The 18158-nt window shown below is 68.8% G+C and carries 22 protein-coding genes; 13 read left to right on the forward strand and 9 right to left on the reverse strand.

Translation table 11 applies throughout. The annotated features are described in order from the left end of the window. Window positions 1-19 precede the first annotated feature (19 nt). From AC1C2U_RS10285 to AC1C2U_RS10300, 4 genes are read left to right on the forward strand one after another with little or no spacing between them, the layout of a single operon-like run. Window positions 20-385, forward strand: coding sequence for a PadR family transcriptional regulator (locus tag AC1C2U_RS10285; RefSeq protein ID WP_495361638.1), 366 nt, complete (start codon window positions 20-22; stop codon window positions 383-385). A 2-nt stretch (window positions 386-387) separates the two neighbouring features. After that, a complete protein-coding gene (locus AC1C2U_RS10290; protein WP_495361639.1) occupies window positions 388-762 on the forward strand; it encodes a DUF1048 domain-containing protein in 375 nt (124 codons plus the stop codon). Then, on the forward strand, window positions 759-1592 hold the full coding sequence (locus AC1C2U_RS10295) for an ABC transporter ATP-binding protein (RefSeq protein ID WP_495361640.1): 834 nt from the start codon (window positions 759-761) through the stop codon (window positions 1590-1592). Before AC1C2U_RS10290 ends, AC1C2U_RS10295 begins: the two co-directional genes overlap by 4 nt. Continuing rightward, on the forward strand, window positions 1589-2353 hold the full coding sequence (locus AC1C2U_RS10300) for an ABC transporter permease (protein WP_495361641.1): 765 nt from the start codon (window positions 1589-1591) through the stop codon (window positions 2351-2353). The genes AC1C2U_RS10295 and AC1C2U_RS10300 overlap by 4 nt, the downstream gene beginning before the upstream one ends. A 70-nt stretch (window positions 2354-2423) precedes the next feature. Here the strand turns inward: AC1C2U_RS10300 and AC1C2U_RS10305 are convergent, their stop codons facing one another. The 4 genes from AC1C2U_RS10305 to AC1C2U_RS10320 form a co-directional block, all read right to left on the reverse strand. Further along, the gene (locus AC1C2U_RS10305) at window positions 2424-2864 is read right to left on the reverse strand and encodes an iron chaperone (RefSeq protein WP_495361642.1); all 441 of its coding nucleotides are present in this window, start codon (window positions 2862-2864) and stop codon (window positions 2424-2426) included. A 108-nt stretch (window positions 2865-2972) separates the two neighbouring features. Next, window positions 2973-3206, reverse strand: coding sequence for a hypothetical protein (locus tag AC1C2U_RS10310; RefSeq protein ID WP_495361643.1), 234 nt, complete (start codon window positions 3204-3206; stop codon window positions 2973-2975). Next, window positions 3203-3430 (reverse strand): hypothetical protein, encoded by a 228-nt coding sequence (locus AC1C2U_RS10315; protein ID WP_495361644.1) that lies wholly within the window; start codon window positions 3428-3430, stop codon window positions 3203-3205. Before AC1C2U_RS10315 ends, AC1C2U_RS10310 begins: the two co-directional genes overlap by 4 nt. Window positions 3431-3450: 20 nt before the next feature. After that, window positions 3451-3954, reverse strand: a complete 504-nt coding sequence (locus AC1C2U_RS10320; RefSeq protein WP_495361645.1) for a VOC family protein — start codon at window positions 3952-3954, stop codon at window positions 3451-3453. 179 nt (window positions 3955-4133) lie between these two features. Here AC1C2U_RS10320 and AC1C2U_RS10325 point away from each other — a divergent pair, with 179 nt between their 5' ends. Together AC1C2U_RS10325 and AC1C2U_RS10330 are read left to right on the forward strand one after the other, a co-directional pair. Next, on the forward strand, window positions 4134-6878 hold the full coding sequence (locus tag AC1C2U_RS10325; protein WP_495361646.1) for a helix-turn-helix transcriptional regulator: 2745 nt from the start codon (window positions 4134-4136) through the stop codon (window positions 6876-6878). A 160-nt stretch (window positions 6879-7038) separates the two neighbouring features. Next, complete coding sequence (locus AC1C2U_RS10330; protein WP_495361647.1) at window positions 7039-9003, forward strand: FAD-binding monooxygenase; 1965 nt, start codon at window positions 7039-7041, stop codon at window positions 9001-9003. Window positions 9004-9026: 23 nt separating this feature from the next. Here the strand turns inward: AC1C2U_RS10330 and AC1C2U_RS10335 are convergent, their stop codons facing one another. Continuing rightward, a complete protein-coding gene (locus AC1C2U_RS10335) occupies window positions 9027-9740 on the reverse strand; it encodes an IclR family transcriptional regulator (protein ID WP_495361648.1) in 714 nt (237 codons plus the stop codon). Between the two features lie 121 nt (window positions 9741-9861). Further along, window positions 9862-10176, reverse strand: a complete 315-nt coding sequence (locus AC1C2U_RS10340; RefSeq protein WP_495361649.1) for a DUF1905 domain-containing protein — start codon at window positions 10174-10176, stop codon at window positions 9862-9864. A 242-nt stretch (window positions 10177-10418) separates the two neighbouring features. Here AC1C2U_RS10340 and AC1C2U_RS10345 point away from each other — a divergent pair, with 242 nt between their 5' ends. Genes AC1C2U_RS10345 through AC1C2U_RS10355 form a run of 3 tightly spaced genes read left to right on the forward strand, consistent with a single transcriptional unit; the run spans window position 10419 to window position 13347 of the window. Continuing rightward, window positions 10419-11639, forward strand: coding sequence for a Re/Si-specific NAD(P)(+) transhydrogenase subunit alpha (locus tag AC1C2U_RS10345; RefSeq protein ID WP_495361650.1), 1221 nt, complete (start codon window positions 10419-10421; stop codon window positions 11637-11639). Then, complete coding sequence (locus AC1C2U_RS10350; protein ID WP_495361651.1) at window positions 11639-11929, forward strand: NAD(P) transhydrogenase subunit alpha part 2; 291 nt, start codon at window positions 11639-11641, stop codon at window positions 11927-11929. Before AC1C2U_RS10345 ends, AC1C2U_RS10350 begins: the two co-directional genes overlap by 1 nt. Next, window positions 11926-13347 carry an NAD(P)(+) transhydrogenase (Re/Si-specific) subunit beta gene (locus AC1C2U_RS10355; protein ID WP_495361652.1) on the forward strand — a complete coding sequence of 474 codons (1422 nt, stop codon included), beginning with the start codon at window positions 11926-11928 and terminating at the stop codon, window positions 13345-13347. The genes AC1C2U_RS10350 and AC1C2U_RS10355 overlap by 4 nt, the downstream gene beginning before the upstream one ends. Before the next feature lie 126 nt (window positions 13348-13473). On the opposite strand, the gene AC1C2U_RS10360 is transcribed toward AC1C2U_RS10355, so the two are convergent. Then, window positions 13474-13878 (reverse strand): VOC family protein, encoded by a 405-nt coding sequence (locus AC1C2U_RS10360; protein ID WP_495361653.1) that lies wholly within the window; start codon window positions 13876-13878, stop codon window positions 13474-13476. A 104-nt stretch (window positions 13879-13982) separates the two neighbouring features. Between AC1C2U_RS10360 and AC1C2U_RS10365 the strand changes: the two genes are divergently transcribed. From AC1C2U_RS10365 to AC1C2U_RS10380, 4 genes are all read left to right on the forward strand, one after another. Continuing rightward, window positions 13983-14933, forward strand: coding sequence for a helix-turn-helix transcriptional regulator (locus AC1C2U_RS10365; RefSeq protein ID WP_495361654.1), 951 nt, complete (start codon window positions 13983-13985; stop codon window positions 14931-14933). A gap of 37 nt (window positions 14934-14970) precedes the next feature. After that, entirely contained in the window at window positions 14971-15558 is a 588-nt protein-coding gene (locus AC1C2U_RS10370) for a DUF308 domain-containing protein (protein WP_495361655.1), read from the forward strand. Then, complete coding sequence (locus AC1C2U_RS10375) at window positions 15555-15872, forward strand: hypothetical protein (RefSeq protein ID WP_495361656.1); 318 nt, start codon at window positions 15555-15557, stop codon at window positions 15870-15872. The genes AC1C2U_RS10370 and AC1C2U_RS10375 overlap by 4 nt, the downstream gene beginning before the upstream one ends. Before the next feature lie 158 nt (window positions 15873-16030). Further along, window positions 16031-16174, forward strand: a complete 144-nt coding sequence (locus tag AC1C2U_RS10380) for a hypothetical protein (RefSeq protein WP_495361657.1) — start codon at window positions 16031-16033, stop codon at window positions 16172-16174. Between the two features lie 54 nt (window positions 16175-16228). Here the strand turns inward: AC1C2U_RS10380 and purB are convergent, their stop codons facing one another. Both purB and AC1C2U_RS10390 read right to left on the reverse strand, forming a co-directional pair. Beyond that, window positions 16229-17608: an adenylosuccinate lyase gene (gene purB, locus AC1C2U_RS10385; RefSeq protein WP_495361658.1), complete on the reverse strand. Its 1380-nt coding sequence runs from the start codon at window positions 17606-17608 to the stop codon at window positions 16229-16231. Further along, window positions 17605-18132: a low molecular weight protein-tyrosine-phosphatase gene (locus AC1C2U_RS10390; RefSeq protein WP_495361659.1), complete on the reverse strand. Its 528-nt coding sequence runs from the start codon at window positions 18130-18132 to the stop codon at window positions 17605-17607. The genes purB and AC1C2U_RS10390 overlap by 4 nt, the downstream gene beginning before the upstream one ends. Window positions 18133-18158 lie beyond the last annotated feature (26 nt).

The raw sequence follows: 18158 nt of genomic DNA on the forward strand, positions 1-18158 counted from the left end.
ATAGTGAAAGGAGGGTTTCATGGGCAAGCAGATGACCGAGATGCTCAAGGGCACGCTCGAGGGCATCGTCCTCGCAATTCTGGCCGAGCAGCCGGCGTACGGCGCTGAGATCACTGCGCGGCTGCGTGACCAGGGCTTCTCCGACATCGTCGAGGGCACCGTCTACGCCCTGCTGGTCAGGATCGAACAGCGCGGCTTCGTCGACGTCGAGAAGATCCCGTCCGAGAAGGGGCCGCCGCGCAAGGTCTACACGCTGAACGCACTGGGCGGCGAGTACCTCGAAGAATTCTGGGGAACCTGGAGCTTTCTCGCAGAACGCATCGAACAGCTCCGCCACCGCATCGAATCGCAGCAGCACAAAGCACACGAAGAAGGAGTGAAGTGACCATGGCGAGCAAATGGATCGAGACCCTCACGGGATCGCTGGATCAGAAGAAGCAGTACCGGCAGTACAAGGCCCGCATCGCGGCCCTGCCGGAGCCGTACCTCACGGCCGCGAATGCCTTCGAACGGTACTTCATGTACAACGGCGGCATCACCGACGGCGACGCCACGGTCATGATGACGATGCTCGGCGACTTCGCCGACCTGTGGGAACGTGCCGCCGCCGATGAGACGCCCGTCAGCGCGATCGTCGGCGACGATCCGGTCGGCTTCGCCGAGGCATTCAGCCAGGCCTATGTCGGCAAGCGCTGGGTCGACAAGGAGCGCAATCGCCTCACGGAGACGATCGAGAGCATCGAACGAGAGGAGCAGAAATGACCACCCAACAGGTCCAGGCACCCGCGATCCGGGTGCAGGGCATCGAGAAATCATTCAAAGACCTGCACGTGCTGCGGGGCGTCGACTTCGACGTGAAGGCGGGCAGCATCTTCGCGCTGCTCGGCTCGAACGGCGCAGGCAAGACCACCCTGGTGCGCATTCTGTCGACGCTCTTGAAGGCCGATGCGGGCGCGGCGACGGTGTACGGCTTCGACGTCGCCACCAACGCCGGCGACGTGCGCGAGTCGATCAGCCTGACCGGCCAGTTCGCCGCGATCGACGAAGTACTCACCGGCCGGGAGAACCTCGTGCTGATCGCGAAGCTTCGTCACATGAAGAACCCGGGCGGAATCGCCGACGAGCTGCTCGCCCGCTTCTCTCTCACGGAAGCCGGCAGCCGCAAGGCGGGTACCTACTCGGGTGGCATGCGCCGTCGGCTCGACATCTCGATGAGCCTGATCGGCAACCCGCCGATCATCTTCCTCGATGAGCCCACCACCGGTCTCGACCCGCAGGCGCGCATCGAGGTGTGGCAGACGATCAAGCAACTCGCCAAGAGCGGCACGACCGTGCTGCTGACCACGCAGTACCTCGACGAGGCCGAGCATCTCGCCGACCGCATCGCGATCCTGCACAAGGGCACGATCATCCAGAACGGCACCCTCGCCGAACTCAAGCAACTCCTCCCGGCCGCCCAGGTCGAGTACGTCGAGAAGCAGCCCTCCCTCGAGGACGTGTTCCTCGCACTCGTCGGCGAAACCGGCGAGATCGACAGCGCCGACGACGGCCGCACCGACGGTGCAGTCGCGGCAGGAAAGGAACAACGATGACCAGCCACGTCCTCAGCGACACCCGGGTGCTCACCGGCCGCTCGCTGACGCACATCCTCCGCAGCCCAGACACGATCATCACCACCGCGGTCACTCCGATCGCGTTGATGCTCCTCTTCGTGTACGTGCTCGGCGGTGCGATCAACACCGGATCCGACGAGTCCTACATCAACTACATGCTCCCCGGCATCCTGCTGATCACGGTCGCGTCGGGCATCGCCTATACCGCGTACCGGCTGTTCCTCGACATGCAGGGCGGCATCTTCGAACGCTTCCAGTCCATGCCGATCTCCCGGTCGAGCGTGCTCTGGGGGCACGTGCTCACGTCCCTGGTCTCGAACCTCATCTCGGTCGCGATCGTCATCGGCGTCGGGTTCATCATGGGCTTCCGCACCGGGGCATCCATTGGCGCCTGGCTCGCCGTCGCCGGCATCCTGATCCTGTTCACCCTCGCCTTGACCTGGCTCGCGGTGATCGCCGGGCTCTCGGCGAAGACCGTCGACGGTGCGAGCGCGTTCAGCTACCCGCTGATCTTCCTGCCGTTCATCAGCTCGGCGTTCGTGCCCACCGACACGATGCCGGCCCCGGTCGCCTGGTTCGCCGAGAACCAGCCCGTGACCTCGATCGTGAACTCCATCCGGGCCCTGTTCGCCCAGGAGCCCGTCGGCAACGACATCTGGATCGCCCTCGCCTGGCTCGTCGGCATCCTCGTCGTCACCTACATCTGGGCGATCGCCATCTACCGCCGCAAGATCAGCTGAGGCAGAGCCTCGCTCGCAGAGCCACGACGAATGCCGCTCGCATCCCTCACCGGGAAGCGTGCGGCATTCGTCAGCTGACGGCCTTGCGGACGAGTTCGGCGACCTTCTTCTCCACCGCTGGTGTCCAGTTGCGGACCGCGAAGGCGGCGCCCCAGATGTCACCGTCGTCGAGATTGGCAGTGTCCTGGAACCCGATGGTCGCGTAGCGCGTCTTGAACTTCTTGGCCGCCTGGATGAAGACGACGATCTTGCCATCCGCGTCCGCGAAACCTGGCATGCCGTAATAGGTCTTGGGTACGAGGTCTGGCGCGACCTCGGAGACGACGCTGTAGAGCCCTTCCGCGAGCACCTTGTCTTCAGGTTCCATTTCGGCGATGGCCTCCAGGACCGCCTTCTCGCCGGCCGCGCGGTTCTTGCCGGCCTTCTCCTGCTCGCGGACCTCCTTCGCGCGCTGCTTGACCGCGTCGCGCTCCTCCTTGCTCAGTCCTCCGGACTCGTCGGTCTTAGCCATCGTGGTCTTCTCCTTCGGGAATCTTCGTCGGCGATGCCGCGCGGACCGCTGCATCGATCTCAGGCTAGGCGGCGATGCCCGCCCCGCGCTTCTCCGTTCCTGCCCGATTCATCCCTCCCAGTCATCCCATTCGCCGAAGTCCTGGTACGTCGACGGACCGACGTACCCGATGCCGACCCCGGGGTTCCACAACGCCGCGGTTAGGGCGGAGGCGGTGAGGGCGTCGACCTCGATGGTCTGGCGGTCCTCGCGCGAAGCCCGGGCGCGAGACTGCCACGCGTCTGGGGGCGCCGTCTCGGGCATATCCGCCTTGCGGCCGAGGATCCTGTCGATGAGGCTCATCGTTCACTCCCCTCGCTCGCGTCGCCGATCGGCGCATCGCCGGTCGCCGTGATGCGATACCCGGCCTCGGCGAGGGTGCGAGTCATGTGTACCGCGTACCACTGCGGCCATTGCTCGTCGTACACGCCGCCGAGATCCTGCTCCTCGTGCACGCCGTGTGCCGTCGCGGCTCGCGTGAGCAGGTCGAGCAACAGCTCCGTCGTGGGATCGATTCCGGTCTCCATGTCTCTCTCCTCCACTGTCTTCAGCGCCCGGGCAGGCGCTCGACGACCTGCTGGAGCACCCACTCGTTGCCGTCGGGGTCGGCGAACGATGCGAACGATGCATAGCTGTCGTAGAGCGGGTGGGGCCCGCTGACCCGATTCGCCGCTCCGGCCCAGTGGAAGACGGTGTCGCGGTCGTGCCACACCTCCGTGATGTCGAGCCCGCGTTCAGCGAGAGCGGCGCGCGCCTCCGCGACATCCGTCACGATCAGGTGGAGTCCGCGGGTGGAGCCGGGAGCTGCATCCGTCAGGCCGGTGCCGAAGATCACCGAGGCGGATGATCCGGGCGGGGTGACCTGCACGACACGCAGGCCTCGTTCGGTCGAGGCGTCGGCGTCGGCCCGGAAGCCCAGCCCCTCGTAGAAGGTCTTCGCCCGGTCCACATCGGAGACGGGGATCACCACGACCTCCAACTTCAGCTCGAGTGCCCGTCTGTCCTGGCTTCGTGATTCGTTGCCCGTGTTCGTGTTCGTGTTCGTGTTCATGTCATTCCTCCGTGATCGGTGATCGGTGATCGGGCACCGGTTCGGCACCGTGTGATCATGTTCGTCGGGGAGTCCCGGGCCTCGCGCCCGGGTGATGCACGGGTCGACCCCCCGGGGGCATGGACCGGGGACCCCGGGGGCGGTTCACGGCTCGTGTAACCTCCGGACTGGAGGCTCACGTGACAAGTGCCAGTGGTTCGGACCTCCGCGGGCGGCAGCGCGAGTGCGGCGTGCTCGATCGCCTCTTGCGCGACGTGCGCGATGGCCGGAGTCAGGTGCTCGTGCTCCGCGGTGATGCGGGAGCGGGCAAGACCGCGTTGCTCGAGTACCTGGCCAACCGCGCGTCCGGCATGCAGGTGATCCGGGCCTCGGGTGTCGAGCTCGAGTCGGAGATCGCCTACTCGGGTCTGCAGCAACTCTGCGCTCCATTGATGAAGGGCATCGACACGCTGCCCGATCCGCAGCGCGATGCGCTCGCCACCGCATTCGGCCTGAGCGCCGGCGCGCCGCCGCAGGCCTTGATCGTCGGACTCGCGGTTCTCGGGCTGATGTCCGAGGCGGCCTCGCACCACCCGGTCGTCTGCATCGTCGACGACCTGCAATGGGTGGATCGCATGACCGAGGTCGTGCTCGGGTTCGTCGCGCGGCGGCTCGACGCCGATTCCGTCGCACTCGTCTTCGGGGTTCGGACTCGCGACGACGAGCGGCTGCTCGCCGATGAGCCATTCCTCGTCGACCTGCCGGAACTCCGCATCGACGGACTCCACGACGCCGACGCTCGGGCGCTGCTCGACTCCGTGCTGAGCAGCCCCACCGAACCGCAGGTGCGCGACCGCATCATCGCCGAGGCGCACGGCAATCCGCTCGCTCTCATCGAACTGCCGCGCGAACTCAGCGCCGCCGAACTCGTCTTCGGGTTCGGAGGCGGGAGCACGGCGTCGCTCACGAACCGGCTCGAGCATGGATTCGCTCGGCAGATCGCCGAATTGCCGCCGGAGACCAGGCAAGTGCTGTTGACCGCCGCCGTCGAGCCGGTCGGCGATGTGACCCTGCTCTGGGCCGCCCTCGACCGTCTGGCGATCGCACCGGCATCCGCTGAACCGGCGGTGGCCGCAGGGCTCATCGAACTCGGCACACGCGTCCGGTTCCGGCATCCGCTCGTGCGCTCGGCAGCTTGGCGCTCGGCGCGACCTGACGACGTCCGAGCGGTGCACCGGGCTCTCGCCGAGGTGATCGACCCTGACGTCGACGGCGATCGCCGTGCCTGGCACCGCGCGCACGCGACGGTCGTGCCCGACGAGGATGTCGCGGCGGAGCTCGAACGCTCGGCGATGCGCGCGCTCGCGCGTGGCGGGCGGTCGGCTGCTGCCGCGTTCCTCGAACGTGCCGCCGAGCTCACGCCCGAGCCGACGCTGCGGGGCGCTCGATTGCTCGCTGCGGCGCAGGCGCGGCTGGATGCCGGTGCGCCCACCCTCGTTCCAGAGATGCTCGCCGCCGCCGCACTGTCGCCGCTCGACGCCGGCCAACGGGCGGACGCCGAACGGATGCGCGCGCAAGCCGCCTTCGAGGTGAATCCCGGAAGGGAGTCCGGCCCGCTGCTGCTGGCGGCGGCCGCGACGCTCGAGGAACTCGATCCCGACTCGGCCCGCCGTACGTACCTCACGGCAGTGGGCGCCGCGGCGTACGCCGGACGCCTCGGTGGCGACGCCCTCACGCGGGCAGCCGGAGCCGCACGCACCGTCATGAGCGGTGACGGGCCGACGGACCTGCTGCTCGACGGGCTCGCGACGTGGGCACTCGACGGGCCGGCGGAGGCCGCGCCGAAGCTGCGTCGCGCGATCGACGCGCTCGGCGGCGAGCAGGAGTACTCGTTGCTCTGGCTCGCTGCTCCGGCTGCGCACGAAGTGTGGGACGACGCCGCATGGTTCGAACTGTCGGATCAGGCGGTGTCGTTCGCGCGCGCCAGCGGCGCGCTGTCCCTGCTGCCGACCGCCCTGGCCTTCTCCGCGGGAACCCTCTCGTTCGCCGGGAGGTTCGCCGAGGCGGATGACACCCTCGCCGAGGCCGCCGTGATCGAGCGGGCACGCGGCCTCGCGCCGCGCCCGTCGGGATCGCTCGCACTCGCCGCGTACCGCGGGCGCGAATCGGAGGCGCTCGAACTCATCGACGTTGTCATGGCCGGTGCCGAGGTGCGGGGCGAGGGTCGTCTCGTCGGCAGCGCCCTGTACGCGCGCGCAGTACTCAACAACGGGCTCGGCCGCTACCCTGCGGCGTTCGAGGCGGCTCGCGAGGCCGTCGAGTATCCCGACCTCGGAGTGCTGAACTGGTCGCTTACCGAACTCGTCGAGGCCGCGGTTCGCGCGGGCGAGCCCGGGGAGGCGCGCGCAGCGCGGGATCGACTCGCCGAGCGCACCGGCGTCGCGTCGACCGACTGGGCCCGCGGCGCGCAGTTCCTCGCGGACGCGCTCGTCGGCACCGAGGGGCCGGAGGCGATCGATGCCGACTATCGCGAGGCGATCGAGCGGTTCTCGCGCACGGGTCTCGCGGTGCAGCTCGCTCGCACGCGCCTGCTACACGGTGAATGGCTGCGGCGCGCGAACCGTCGTGCCGACGCGCGCACGCAACTGCGCATCGCGCACGAGGCGTTCACGACCATGGGCGCTGAGGGGTTCGCCGAGCGCGCGGCCCGGGAACTCGTCGCGACGGGCGAGTCGGTGCGAAGGCATGCGGATGCCGCGGGGCCCGAGCTCACCGCGCAGGAGGCGCAGATCGCACGTCTGGCTGGGGCCGGCCAGACCAATCCCGAGATCGGATCGGTGCTGTACATCAGCCCGCGCACCGTCGAGTGGCATCTGAGCAAGGTGTTCTCGAAACTCGGCGTCGGTTCGCGCCGCGAACTCGCGGCGGCGCTTCGGCCCAGGTAGGCGCGCGGGCATCGCCGTGAGCGCCCGCCTTCCCGTGCGCCCTCGGCGCTTGCCCGCCCGGGCATGCCGACTTATGATGAGTGCGCGATATGAGAATGCAGAGTTCTATTATCGAACACGCCGCGAGGCGCCCCAACCCACAGAGCAGTGAGGAGAAGCCGTGCAGTTCCACCACTACGGCTACGTGTCCGGTGACCCGCGGGTGCAGCCCGCGGCGGGCGTCGGAATCGACCGGCCCGAGGAGCTTCCCGACGAGGTCGACGTGCTCATCGTCGGCTCGGGGCCTGCCGGCATGGTCGCAGCGGCGCAGCTCGCGCAGTTCCCGGGCGTCACGACGCGCATCGTCGAACGCCGCGGCGGCCGGCTCGCGATCGGCCAGGCCGACGGTATTCAGGCTCGCAGCGTCGAGACGTTCCAGGCGTTCGGCTTCGCCGAACGCATCATCGCCGAGGCGTACCGCATCACCGAAATGGCGTTCTGGAAGCCAGACCCCGAGCACCCCCGGAACATCCACCGCGCCGCGGTCACCCCTGACGACCCGACCGGCATCAGCGAGTTCCCGCATCTCATCGTGAACCAGGCGCGTGTGCTCGACTACTTCGCCGAGTACGCGCACAACTCCCCCGGGCGCATCACGCCGGACTACGGCTGGGAGTTCGTCGGACTCGACATCGCCCCTTCGACAGGCTCAGGGATCGAAGGTGCCCTCCCCGACCACCCGGTGACGGTCACCCTCGAGCGGGTCACGGGTGTCGGAATCGGTGCCGGCGACGCGTCGCACGCCGTCCCACTGGAGGGCAGACGCACGGGCGAGCGCCGCACCCTGCGCGCCAAGTACGTCGTCGGCGCCGACGGTGCACGCAGCCAGGTGCGCGAATCGATCGGCGCCAAGCATGTCGGCGCGCAGTCGTTCCACGCCTGGGGCGTGATGGACACGCTCGCCGTGACTGACTTCCCCGACATCCGCACGAAGTGCTCCATTCAGTCCGAGGCGGGCAACATCCTGCTCATCCCGCGCGAGGGCGGGCAGCTGTTCCGCATGTACGTCGACCTCGGGGAGGTCTCCGAAGACGACCGCGGCGCGGTGCGCCAGACCACGCTCGACGAGATCATCGCGAAGGCGAACGAGATCCTGCACCCGTACACGCTCGACGTGCGGAACGTGCCGTGGCACTCGGTCTACGAAGTCGGCCACCGCGTGACCGACCGCTTCGACGACGTTCCCGTCGAGGAGCAGGGCAGTCGCACCCCGCGCGTCTTCATCACCGGCGATGCCTGCCACACGCACAGTGCGAAGGCGGGCCAGGGCATGAACGTCTCGATTCAAGACGGCTGGAACATCGGCTGGAAGCTCGGCCACGTGCTCGACGGCCGTGCTCACCCGGCGCTGCTCGAGACCTACCACGCCGAACGCCACGTCGTCGCGAAGAACCTGATCGAGTTCGATCGCGAGTGGTCGAAGCTGATGGCGACGAAGCCCGAAGACCTCGGCGACCCGGCAGAGCTCGAGGAGTTCTACGTGCGCACCTTCGAGTTCCCAGCGGGATTCATGACGCAGTACGAGGCCTCGATGATCGTCGGCGAGGCCGGCCACCAGGGCCTCGCAACCGGGTTCCCGATCGGCAAGCGCTTCAAGTCGGCGCCCGCCGAACGCGTCGGCGACGGCAACCCCGTGCAGCTCGGGCATCATCACCGGGCCGACGGGCGCTGGCGCATCTATGCGTTCGCGGATGCCGCGGCGCCCGCCCTGCGCGGCACGGCACTCGCCGACTGGGCGAACTGGCTGCACGAGGCATCCGACTCACCGCTTCGAGCGTTCACGCCCGACGGCGCCGACATCGACAGCGTCTTCGATGTGAAGGTCGTCTACCAGCAGCCTCATACGGCCGTCGACCTCGGGCGGGTGCCGCAGGTCTTCCTTCCGCGCAACGGCCCGTTCGAGCTGACCGACTACGAGAAGGTCTACGCCGCCGACCCGCAGCACGACATCTTCGAGCTGCGCGGCATCGACCGTGCCGGAGCCGTCGTGGTGGTGCGGCCCGACCAGTACGTGGCGAACGTGCTGCCGCTGACCGCCGTCGAAGAGCTGGCCGAGTTCTTCCGAGGCATCCTGCTCGCGCGCTGACGCGCCGGTCGGGCGCCGTACGTTCAGGCGCCGTACGCTCGGGCGACGATCTCGGCCGCGAGCTTCAGGCGCTCGGCGATCTCGGCTTCGGGTCGGTCGAACGAGACGTGGATCACCGCGATCGATGCCGGCGGCTGGCCCGGCAACGCAAGCGGCACGGCGACCGACCTGAGCGACGGCACGACCTCGTCATGACTCAGCGCGTACCCGCGATCGCGGCTGGCGGCGATCTCCTCTCGAAGCCCGTCGGGCACGTCCGACGGCCACGCACTGTCGGGAAGGCTGAGCAGGATCGCCTTGCCGGGGCCGCCGCGGGTGATCGGATGCCGGTGGCCCGGCCGGTACGACACCACCGCAACGGATTGGCGTGGTGACGCGCTCACCAGTGTGACCGCCTCCTCGGCGTCGACGAGCACGGCGAGCAGGCACGTCATTCCGAGCTCGTTCGCGACGGCGTTGAGCTCGGGCAGCGCGAGGCGCTGGAGGTCGCGGGCGACGCCCGAAGCGAGTGCCGCGAGTCCCGTGCCGAGGCTCAGTCGACCCGCGGCGTCGCGGGTGACGAGCCCATGATCCTCGAGGGTGCGGAGCAGCCGATAGGCGACCGAGCGGTGCACGCCGAGCGCCCCCGCGAGCTCGTCGATCGTGAGGTTCCGGTCGGCGGCGGCGAGAATCTCGAGCACGCGGATGCCGCGGCTCAGCGTCTGCGAACCGGCTTGCGTGCCGGCGTCGGCTGCCATGCGGGAACGTCCCCTCCGTCGTGCGCGTTCGTCTCGTGTTCGTCCGATACTAGGACGATTCGACCGGTAATCGAACGAATGAGGAGCAAGAACGAACGTCGCGCCGGACGACGTCGACGCCTCAGGATCGGCGTTCCGTGAGGTGCAGCTGCACCGTCGCGCCGGCCTCTTTGCCGATGGCGCGTCGCACGGCGGCGGTCACCGCCAGCTTGTGGCTGCCGTCGCCGAGTGCCATGAATGATCCGTCGAATGTGGCGCCGTCGACGGTGCCCGACACCTTCACGAGCCCATGGGTTCCGAAGAACTCGGCCGATGCCGGCCAGATCACGTAGGTCCAGCCGCCCTTGGCGGGGCTCCGCTCGAGCACGGCCTCGAAGGCGACGTCGAGCGGCCCGACGGCCGCAGGCGCGGGCGCTGCGCTGGTCATGGTGTTCATCATTCCTCCTCGATGCGGTGGGTACCAGTGGGTCGAGACCGGCGACGCGAATTCGACACGAATGACCGATCGCCTCCGCCCGACGGAACAACCGGCGAAGTTCGGGCGGGGAATCGCGAGGAATCATGGAGCGGATGCCTCGCGGCCACGTACGCTGAACGACACGTGCAGCAGCGCCGCGGGCACGGGGATCGACCTCTCTCCCTCGGCACCGCTGCACTCCCGTGTCAGAAGGAGGGTTCGTGCGAGTCGGTATCCCGAAAGAGCGGCGTGAGGGCGAGCGGAGGGTCGCGGCCACCCCCGAGACGGTGCGGCAACTCGCCGGGCTCGGGCTGACCCTCACCATCGAGCGCGGCGCCGGCGAGGCATCTGATCACGGCGATTCGCAGTACGCCGATGCGGGAGCCGAACTCGTCGACCGGCTCGATCTCGGTGCGATCGACGTGCTGCTGCACGTGCGACCGCTCGCCGTCGAGACGGTCGCCGCCCTCCGCAGCGGCACGGTCACTGTGGGGCTTGCTTCACCGGCGAGCGAGCTCGACGCGGTTCGGGCGCTGCGCGACGCGCGGGTGAAGTCCTTCGCCCTCGAGCTCGTGCCGCGCATCTCGCGGGCGCAGTCGATGGACGCGCTGACGAGCCAGGCGCTCGTGGCCGGGTACCGTTGCGTGCTCGAGGCCGCCATGCGCCTGCCCCGGTTCTTCCCGCTTTACATGACGGCCGCCGGCACGATTCCACCGGCGAGGGTCGTCGTGCTCGGCGCCGGCGTCGCCGGCCTGCAGGCGATCGGCACGGCGAAGCGGCTCGGAGCGCGGGTCTCGGCGAACGACGTGCGCGCGGCATCGGCCGACGAGGTCGCCTCGATGGGCGGCACCTTCATCAATCTCGATCTCGACACTGCCGCCGACGCCGCCGGCGGGTACGCGAAGGAACTCGGCGAAGACCGGGCGGCGACGCAGCGGCGTCTGCTCGCCCCCTACATCGCCGAGGCCGACGTGCTCATCACGACGGCCGCGATTCCCGGACGCCCCGCCCCGCTGCTCGTCACGACCGAGATGGTCGCGGCCATGCGGCCCGGTTCGGTGGTCGTCGACCTCGCGGCCGAGTCGGGCGGCAACGTCGAGGGTTCGGTTGCGGGCACGGATGTCGCGGTGCCGACCGCGAGCGGCGAGGGCACAGTGACGCTCGTCGGCATGAAGGATGCCGCATCGAGCATGCCGGCCGATGCGTCGCGGCTCTACGCGAAGAACGTCGCCAACCTCGTCGAGCTCATGACGCACGACGGCCGGGTGGAGCCCGACTTCGACGACGAGGTCGTCGCGGGGGCGTGCCTCACGTTCGCCGGCGAGGTGCGGCATGCGCCGACGGCCGAGTTGCTCGGCGGGGACCCGGGTCTCGATACGCGGCCTCCTTCGTCGGGCGCTTCTCGACCAACGGAAGCACCCGACCAGGAAGGACACCGCTGATGGACGGCATCGCCCTCCTCACGATCACCGTGCTCTCGGTGTTCGTGGGCTTCGAGGTGGTCTCGAAGGTCTCGAGCACCCTGCATACCCCGCTGATGTCGGGCGCGAACGCGATCCACGGCATCATCCTCGTCGGCGCGATCATCGTCGCCGGCCAGGCATCCGACGGCTGGACCCTCGCGCTCGCCCTCGTCGCCGTCGTGCTCGCCACCGCGAACCTCGTCGGCGGCTTCGTCGTGACCGACCGCATGCTCGAGATGTTCCGCGGCCGGAAGGGGGCCAGTCGATGAGCCTCCTCTCCCCCGTCTGGACGGCGCTGCTCTATCTGGTCGCCGCGATCTGCTTCATCCTCGCCCTCAAGGGCCTCAGCTCGCCGAAGACCGCCCGGCGCGGCAACCTCATCGGTGCGGCCGGCGCGCTCATCGCCGTCGTCACCGTGTTCCTCTCGATGAAGCTCGACAACATCCCGTGGATCCTCGCGGCGATCGCGATCGGCTCGGCGATCGCCGCGCCGATCGCCCGCCGGGTGCAGATGACGCAGATGCCGCAGCTCGTCGCCCTCTTCAACGGTGTCGGCGGAGGTGCCGCCGCACTCGTGGCACTGCTCGAGTTGGGGCACGCGACGACGCCGGTCGGAGAGACGAACGGACTGTACGACCTGCAGGTGGGCGTGAATCCCCTGCTCGGCACCGCGATCGTCTTCACGCTCTTCGTCGGAGCTGTGTCGTTCTCGGGGTCTCTCGTGACCTTCGCGAAGCTGCAAGAGCTGATGACGACCCGGCCCGTGGTCTTCCCCGGTCTGCCGATCATCATGAGTGCCTCGGTACTCGTCGCGGTCGCGGCATCCGTCGCCGTCATCTTCACCGGGGCCGGCTGGCTCGCGGTCGTGGTACTCGTCTTCGGCCTCATCACCGGCGTGCTGCTCGTGCTGCCCGTCGGCGGCGCCGACGTGCCGATCGTCATCTCACTGCTGAACGCCTTCACGGGTCTCGCCGTCGCAGCCTCGGGGTTCGTGCTCGGCAACGTGGTGCTCATCATCGCCGGCACCCTCGTCGGCGCTTCGGGCACGATCCTCACCCGGGCGATGGCCTCGGCGATGGGCCGCAGCGTCACGGGCATCCTCTTCGGTGCGTTCAAGGGCGGATCGACGGCGGGGTCGACCGTGGCATCCGATCGCCCGGTGCGCTCGTCGAACGCCGAAGACGTCGCCGTGTTGCTCGGCTACGCCCAGAAGGTGATCATCGTGCCCGGCTACGGCCTCGCGGTCGCACAGGGCCAGCACACGGTCGCCGAGTTGCAGACCGAGCTCGAGTCGCGGGGCATCGAGGTCGTCTTCGCGGTCCATCCGGTCGCCGGGCGCATGCCGGGGCACATGAATGTGTTGCTCGCCGAGGCGAACGTGCCCTACGAATCGCTGAAGGAGATGAGCGAGGTCAACCCCGAATTCAAGACGGCGGATGTCGCGCTCGTCGTGGGCGCGAACGACGTCGTGAATCCGGCGGCGAAGACGTCACCGGGGTCGCCGATCTACGGCATGCCCATTCTCGAGGTCGAGGAGGCGAGGCAGGTCGTGTTCCTGAAGCGCTCGATGCGGCCCGGCTTCGCCGGAATCGAGAACGAGCTGCTCTTCGAGCCGCAGACGACACTGCTGTTCGGCGACGCGAAGGACTCGCTCGGCAAGGTGCTCGCGGCGGTGAAGGCGCTGTAGGGTCCGAGCGAACAGGCCGGGAACGTTGGTCGAGTGGCGACGAAGGAGCGTATCGAGACCGGGTGCGGGCCTCGATACGCGTCCTCCTTCGTCGGGCGCTACTCGACCAGCGATACCGGACAGGCGCTACTCGACCGGCGCGGGCCGTCGAGTATGTGCGTCGGCCCAGTGCTGGTTGAACATGACCCCGAGGATGTTTCCGAACGGGTCGACGACTGCGGCGGTCACGAAGCCCGGCCCGCGTTCGATCGGCGGTTGATATCGGGTCGTGCCGAGTGAGAGCAGGCGGTTGTACGCGGCGTTCACGTCGTCGACGGCCCAGTAGATGATCTCGCCCGCCGGGACATCCGGAGTCTCAGGGCGGTACCGGGCATCGATGAGGCCGAGTTCGTCTTCATCGTCACCGACGCGGAACTCGATGTAGCCGGGAACCCGGTAGTACGGCTCGATGCCGAGCACCTCGGCGTACCAGGCGGCGGCCGCCTCGAGGTCGGCGGCGTAGTAGCTGACAGTGGCGAATCCCCTGAGCATGAGCGGTTCCTTTCGAGTGGCTTCTCGGTGTTCCGAGGTGATGAATCCATTGTTGAACGCAGAAGTGCTCATCTCTTGACTACTTTTCGGACGAGAATGGAAACATGCGCGCAGATCGCCTCGTGGCAGTCCTCCTCACCCTGCAGGCGCGGGGTCGGGTGACCGCCTCGCAGCTCGCCGAGGAGCTCGAGGTCTCGGTCGCCACGGCCCGGCGCGACCTCGAGGCACTCTCCACCGCGGGTATTCCGGTGTATCCGCAGGCGGGCCGCGGCGGCGGCTGGCAACTGCTCGGCGGCGCCCGCACCGACCTCAGCGGTCTGTCGGCTGGTGAGGCACGTGCGCTCTTCCTGCTGGTCGGGCCAGCGGCATCCGTCGACCCCGAAGCGAAAGCCGCCCTGCGCAAGCTCGTGCGCGCCCTGCCCGAGACCTTTCGCACCAACGCGCAGGCCGCTGCCGAAGCGGTCGTCATCGACCCCGGCGAATGGGGCAGGCCGACGCCCGAACGCCCAGCACTCCTCCCGGTGCTCGAAGCGGCGATCGTCGATCGGGTGCAGCTGCGCATCCGCTACGCAGCGTGGAACCGGGAGCCCGTCGACCGCACCGTCGACCCGTGGGGGCTCGTGCAGAAGCAAGACCACTGGTACCTGCTCGGCGGCGTCGACGGCGCCGAACGCACCTATCGCGTCGACCGCTTGCTCGAGGCGGAGCGCACCGAAGAGCCCGCCGGCCGGCCCGAGGGGCTCGACCTGGCCGAGATCTGGGAACGCGTCACCGCCACGGTCGACCGGCAGCGCGCGAGCGCCACCGCGACGGTCGTCGTCGACTCCGGCATCGTGCCGCTGCTGCAGACGCAGTTCGGGCAGCGCGCCGTCGAGGAGGCGCAACTCGACCCGGGGCGGTCCCGGGTGCGGGTGACTGCACCCACCGATGCGCTCCTCGCCCGCGGCCTCGCCGGTTGGGCCGAATTCCTCGAAGTCATGGAGCCCGAGTCGCTGCGGCGCGAGCTGCATCGGCTCGGCGAGGAGCTCGTCGGGAGGAACCCGCCTCCAGCGTAGGATGGATCGGTACCCCAACAGATGTGAAAGAGGTCAAGTGCCCGTCGCCGCCGCTCCCGAGCGCACTCGGTACTGGGTCGTCCCGGTCGTCCGCGGCATCCTCACGCTGGTGCCTGCTGCCGTCATCACGTTCTCGCAGAACCACTCCCCCGAGTTCGGTCTGCTCGTCTTCGGCGTCTGGGCGATCGCGTCGGGGCTCGTCGTCGGAGCACTCTCGTTGCGGCTCACGGTGGAGCGCGGCATCCGCTCGCTCTTCGTGATCGCCGCCGTGGTCACCGTCGCCGCCGGCCTGCTCGCCCTGACCGTGCCGGGCGGCCTGCCGTTCCTGCTCTACCTCGTGAGCGTCTGGGCCGCGGTCACCGGCTTCGTCGAATTGTTCGCGGGCCTGCGGGCACGCGGCCGCACGCTCGCCGCTCGCGACTGGATCGCCGCGGGCGCATTCACTGCGATCCTCGCGATCGTGTTCCTGGTATTCCCGCTCGACGCCGTCACCGCGGTCGGCCTGCTCGGCGGCTACTTCGTCATCCTCGGCGTATACCTGCTGATCGGCGGGTTCTCGCTGAAATGGGCGACCGGCCCAGCGGATGCCGCGCCCGACGTGTCCGGAACGGAGCAGCCCTCGTGACTCAGAACCCCGGTGGGTACAAGCCCAGTCGGCGTGACGTGCTCCGCCCGGCGGAGTACGTCGGTGGAGCGGCGATCGCCGCGATCTTCACCGGTCTCGTCGTGCTCGTCACCGCTCGCGAGCCGATCTTGGCGCTCATCGTCGCCGGCATCGCGTTCATCGTGGTGCTCGTGGTGCTCGCGCTGCTCTCGATGGCGATCAAGCCCAACGCCGAAGAGGCCGCCGAGATCGACGGTGACGAGCCGCCGCCGGCGCCGCCCGCGCCCGACGCGCTGCCGCCGGGGCCCGACGCGCCGCCTTCACCGGGCCACTGAATCTCGCTTGCTCGTCGGGGATCGGGTTCCGCCGGTCGAGTAGCGAGCGCGAGCGAGCGTATCGAGACCCGTTGCGGGGTCTCGATGCGGCCGCGGGCGGCCTACTCGACCGACGGGGTGGCGAGTTCGTCGCTGAGTGCTGGGTTGCAGGAGCATCTGTGCGGCGCGCCGTGATCGCACGGCGTGTCGGCGAGATCGTCGTGCAACTCGGCGATGCGGCCGCGGGCGGCCTACTCGACCAGCGGGTGGCGAGTCGGTCGCTGAGTGCTGAGTTGCAGGAGCATCTGTGCGGCGCGCCGTGATCGGACGGCGTGTCGGCGAGATCGTCGTGCAACTCGGCGACGCCCGGGCAAGCGTCAGAGCCGGTCGACGAGCTCCGACGCGATGCCCGTGTACGTCGCGGGCGTGAGGGCGAGCAGGCGCTGCTTCGCGTCGTCGCCGATCTCGAGGCCGCCCACGAACTCGGCGAGTTCGGCGGCACCGACCCGCTTGCCGCGGGTGAGCTCCTTCAGCATCGCGTAGGGGTCGCCGATCGTCGAACGACCGGCGACGACCTCGGCACGGATGACCGTCTGAATCGCTTCGCCGAGCACCTCCCAGTTGGAGTCGAGGTCGGCGGCGAGCATCGCGAGGTCGAGGTCGATCTCGCCGAGGCCGCGCTGGATGTTGTCGAGCGCGAGCATCGAGTGACCGAAGCCGACGCCGATGTTGCGCTGGGCGCTCGAGTCGGTGAGGTCGCGCTGCATGCGCGAGGTCACGAGGGTCGCGGCGAGCGAATCGAGCAGGGCCGAAGAGAGCTCGAGGTTGGCCTCGGCGTTCTCGAAGCGGATCGGGTTGACCTTGTGCGGCATCGTCGACGAACCGGTGGCCCCGGGCGCAGGGATCTGGCGGAAGACGCCGAGCGAGATGTAGGTCCAGATGTCGGTCGCGAGGTTGTGCAGCACCCGGTTGGCGTGCGAGATCTTGCCGTAGAGCTCGGCCTGCCAGTCGTGCGACTCGATCTGGGTGGTCAGCGGGTTCCAGGTGAGGCCGAGCGACTCGACGAACTCGCGCGACACCTCGGGCCACGAGACATCCGGAGCCGCGACGACATGCGCCGAGAACGTGCCGGTCGCCCCCGAGAACTTGCCGAGGTACTCGGTGGCCTCGATCTGCCGCTCGATGCGGCGCAGGCGGTACGCGAAGACGGCGAGCTCCTTGCCCATCGTCGTCGGCGTCGCTGGCTGGCCGTGGGTGCGCGAGAGCATCGAGGCGTCGCGGTGCTCGAGAGCGAGGGCCTCGATCGTCTCGATCACGGCGCGGTACTTCGGCAGCCACACGTCGCGTACGGCGTCGCGCACGGTGATCGCGTACGAGAGGTTGTTGATGTCTTCGCTCGTGCAGGCGAAGTGGGTGAGCTCCGAGATCGCGTCGAGCCCGAGGTCGCTGAGCCGGCGGCGCACGTAGTACTCCACAGCCTTGACGTCGTGCCGGGTCGTGGCCTCGAGCCCCGCGAGCTCGTCGATGTCGGGCTGGCCGAAATCGGTGACAACCGAACGCAATTGCAGCCGCTGGTGCTCGGTGAGCGGCGAGGAGCCGAAGAATCCGCGATCGGTCTGGGCGATCAGCCACTCGATCTCGACGAGCACGCGCGCCCGGTTGAGGCCGGCCTCTGAGAGGTGTTCGCCGAGCTCGCCGACCGCCGAGCGGTACCGGCCGTCGAGGGGGCTGAGCGGCTGGGGAGGCAGCGAAGTCATCGAATTCCTTGTCTGAGTGCAGGTGCGAGTTGCCGGAAGAGGGCCGACGTCGACCGTTCAATCATCTCAAGTACTCGATCGAACATCGCCGCGTCGGAGTAGTACGGGTCGGGCACGTCGTGCAGCGTCGTCGCTTCGGGCTCGAATTCGAGCAGCATCCGCACCTTCTCCTGGTCGAGGGATGTCGGCGCCCAGTTGCGGAGGATGCGCGACTGGCCGCGATCGAACGCGACCACGAGATCGAGTCGCGGGAAATCTGCTGCGTCGAACTGACGGGCCCGGTGATGTGCGCCGTCATAGCCCGCCCGGGCGAGTGCGTCGATCGTGCGCTCGTCGGCGGGCTCGCCGACGTGCCAGTCTCCGGTGGCAGCTGACTCGATCGCCAGCGCTCCGGCGAGTCCGGCATGCTCGGCGTGCGCGCGCAACACGACTTCGGCCATCGGTGAACGGCAGATGTTGCCTGTGCACACGAAGGAAACTCGGAAGGGCTGCGCGGCGTCCCCCGCGGGATCCGCTCGCGTCATGGGTTCTATTCTGGTCGAGATCGGGC

The sequence above is a fragment of the Agromyces sp. Y575 genome, from assembly GCF_059445445.1.

Bases quoted from the DNA above. Each gene is read 5' to 3' on its own strand.
- AC1C2U_RS10285 (WP_495361638.1), top strand. From the start codon at position 20: ATGGGCAAGCAGATGACCGAGATGCTCAAGGGCACGCTCGAGGGCATC.
- AC1C2U_RS10290 (WP_495361639.1), top strand. From the start codon at position 388: ATGGCGAGCAAATGGATCGAGACCCTCACGGGATCGCTGGATCAGAAG.
- AC1C2U_RS10295 (WP_495361640.1), top strand. From the start codon at position 759: ATGACCACCCAACAGGTCCAGGCACCCGCGATCCGGGTGCAGGGCATC.
- AC1C2U_RS10300 (WP_495361641.1), top strand. From the start codon at position 1,589: ATGACCAGCCACGTCCTCAGCGACACCCGGGTGCTCACCGGCCGCTCG.
- AC1C2U_RS10305 (WP_495361642.1), bottom strand. From the start codon at position 2,864: ATGGCTAAGACCGACGAGTCCGGAGGACTGAGCAAGGAGGAGCGCGAC.
- AC1C2U_RS10310 (WP_495361643.1), bottom strand. From the start codon at position 3,206: ATGAGCCTCATCGACAGGATCCTCGGCCGCAAGGCGGATATGCCCGAG.
- AC1C2U_RS10315 (WP_495361644.1), bottom strand. From the start codon at position 3,430: ATGGAGACCGGAATCGATCCCACGACGGAGCTGTTGCTCGACCTGCTC.
- AC1C2U_RS10320 (WP_495361645.1), bottom strand. From the start codon at position 3,954: ATGAACACGAACACGAACACGAACACGGGCAACGAATCACGAAGCCAG.
- AC1C2U_RS10335 (WP_495361648.1), bottom strand. From the start codon at position 9,740: ATGGCAGCCGACGCCGGCACGCAAGCCGGTTCGCAGACGCTGAGCCGC.
- AC1C2U_RS10340 (WP_495361649.1), bottom strand. From the start codon at position 10,176: ATGAACACCATGACCAGCGCAGCGCCCGCGCCTGCGGCCGTCGGGCCG.
- AC1C2U_RS10350 (WP_495361651.1), top strand. From the start codon at position 11,639: ATGGACGGCATCGCCCTCCTCACGATCACCGTGCTCTCGGTGTTCGTG.
- AC1C2U_RS10355 (WP_495361652.1), top strand. From the start codon at position 11,926: ATGAGCCTCCTCTCCCCCGTCTGGACGGCGCTGCTCTATCTGGTCGCC.
- AC1C2U_RS10360 (WP_495361653.1), bottom strand. From the start codon at position 13,878: ATGCTCAGGGGATTCGCCACTGTCAGCTACTACGCCGCCGACCTCGAG.
- AC1C2U_RS10365 (WP_495361654.1), top strand. From the start codon at position 13,983: ATGCGCGCAGATCGCCTCGTGGCAGTCCTCCTCACCCTGCAGGCGCGG.
- purB (WP_495361658.1), bottom strand. From the start codon at position 17,608: ATGACTTCGCTGCCTCCCCAGCCGCTCAGCCCCCTCGACGGCCGGTAC.
- AC1C2U_RS10390 (WP_495361659.1), bottom strand. From the start codon at position 18,132: ATGACGCGAGCGGATCCCGCGGGGGACGCCGCGCAGCCCTTCCGAGTT.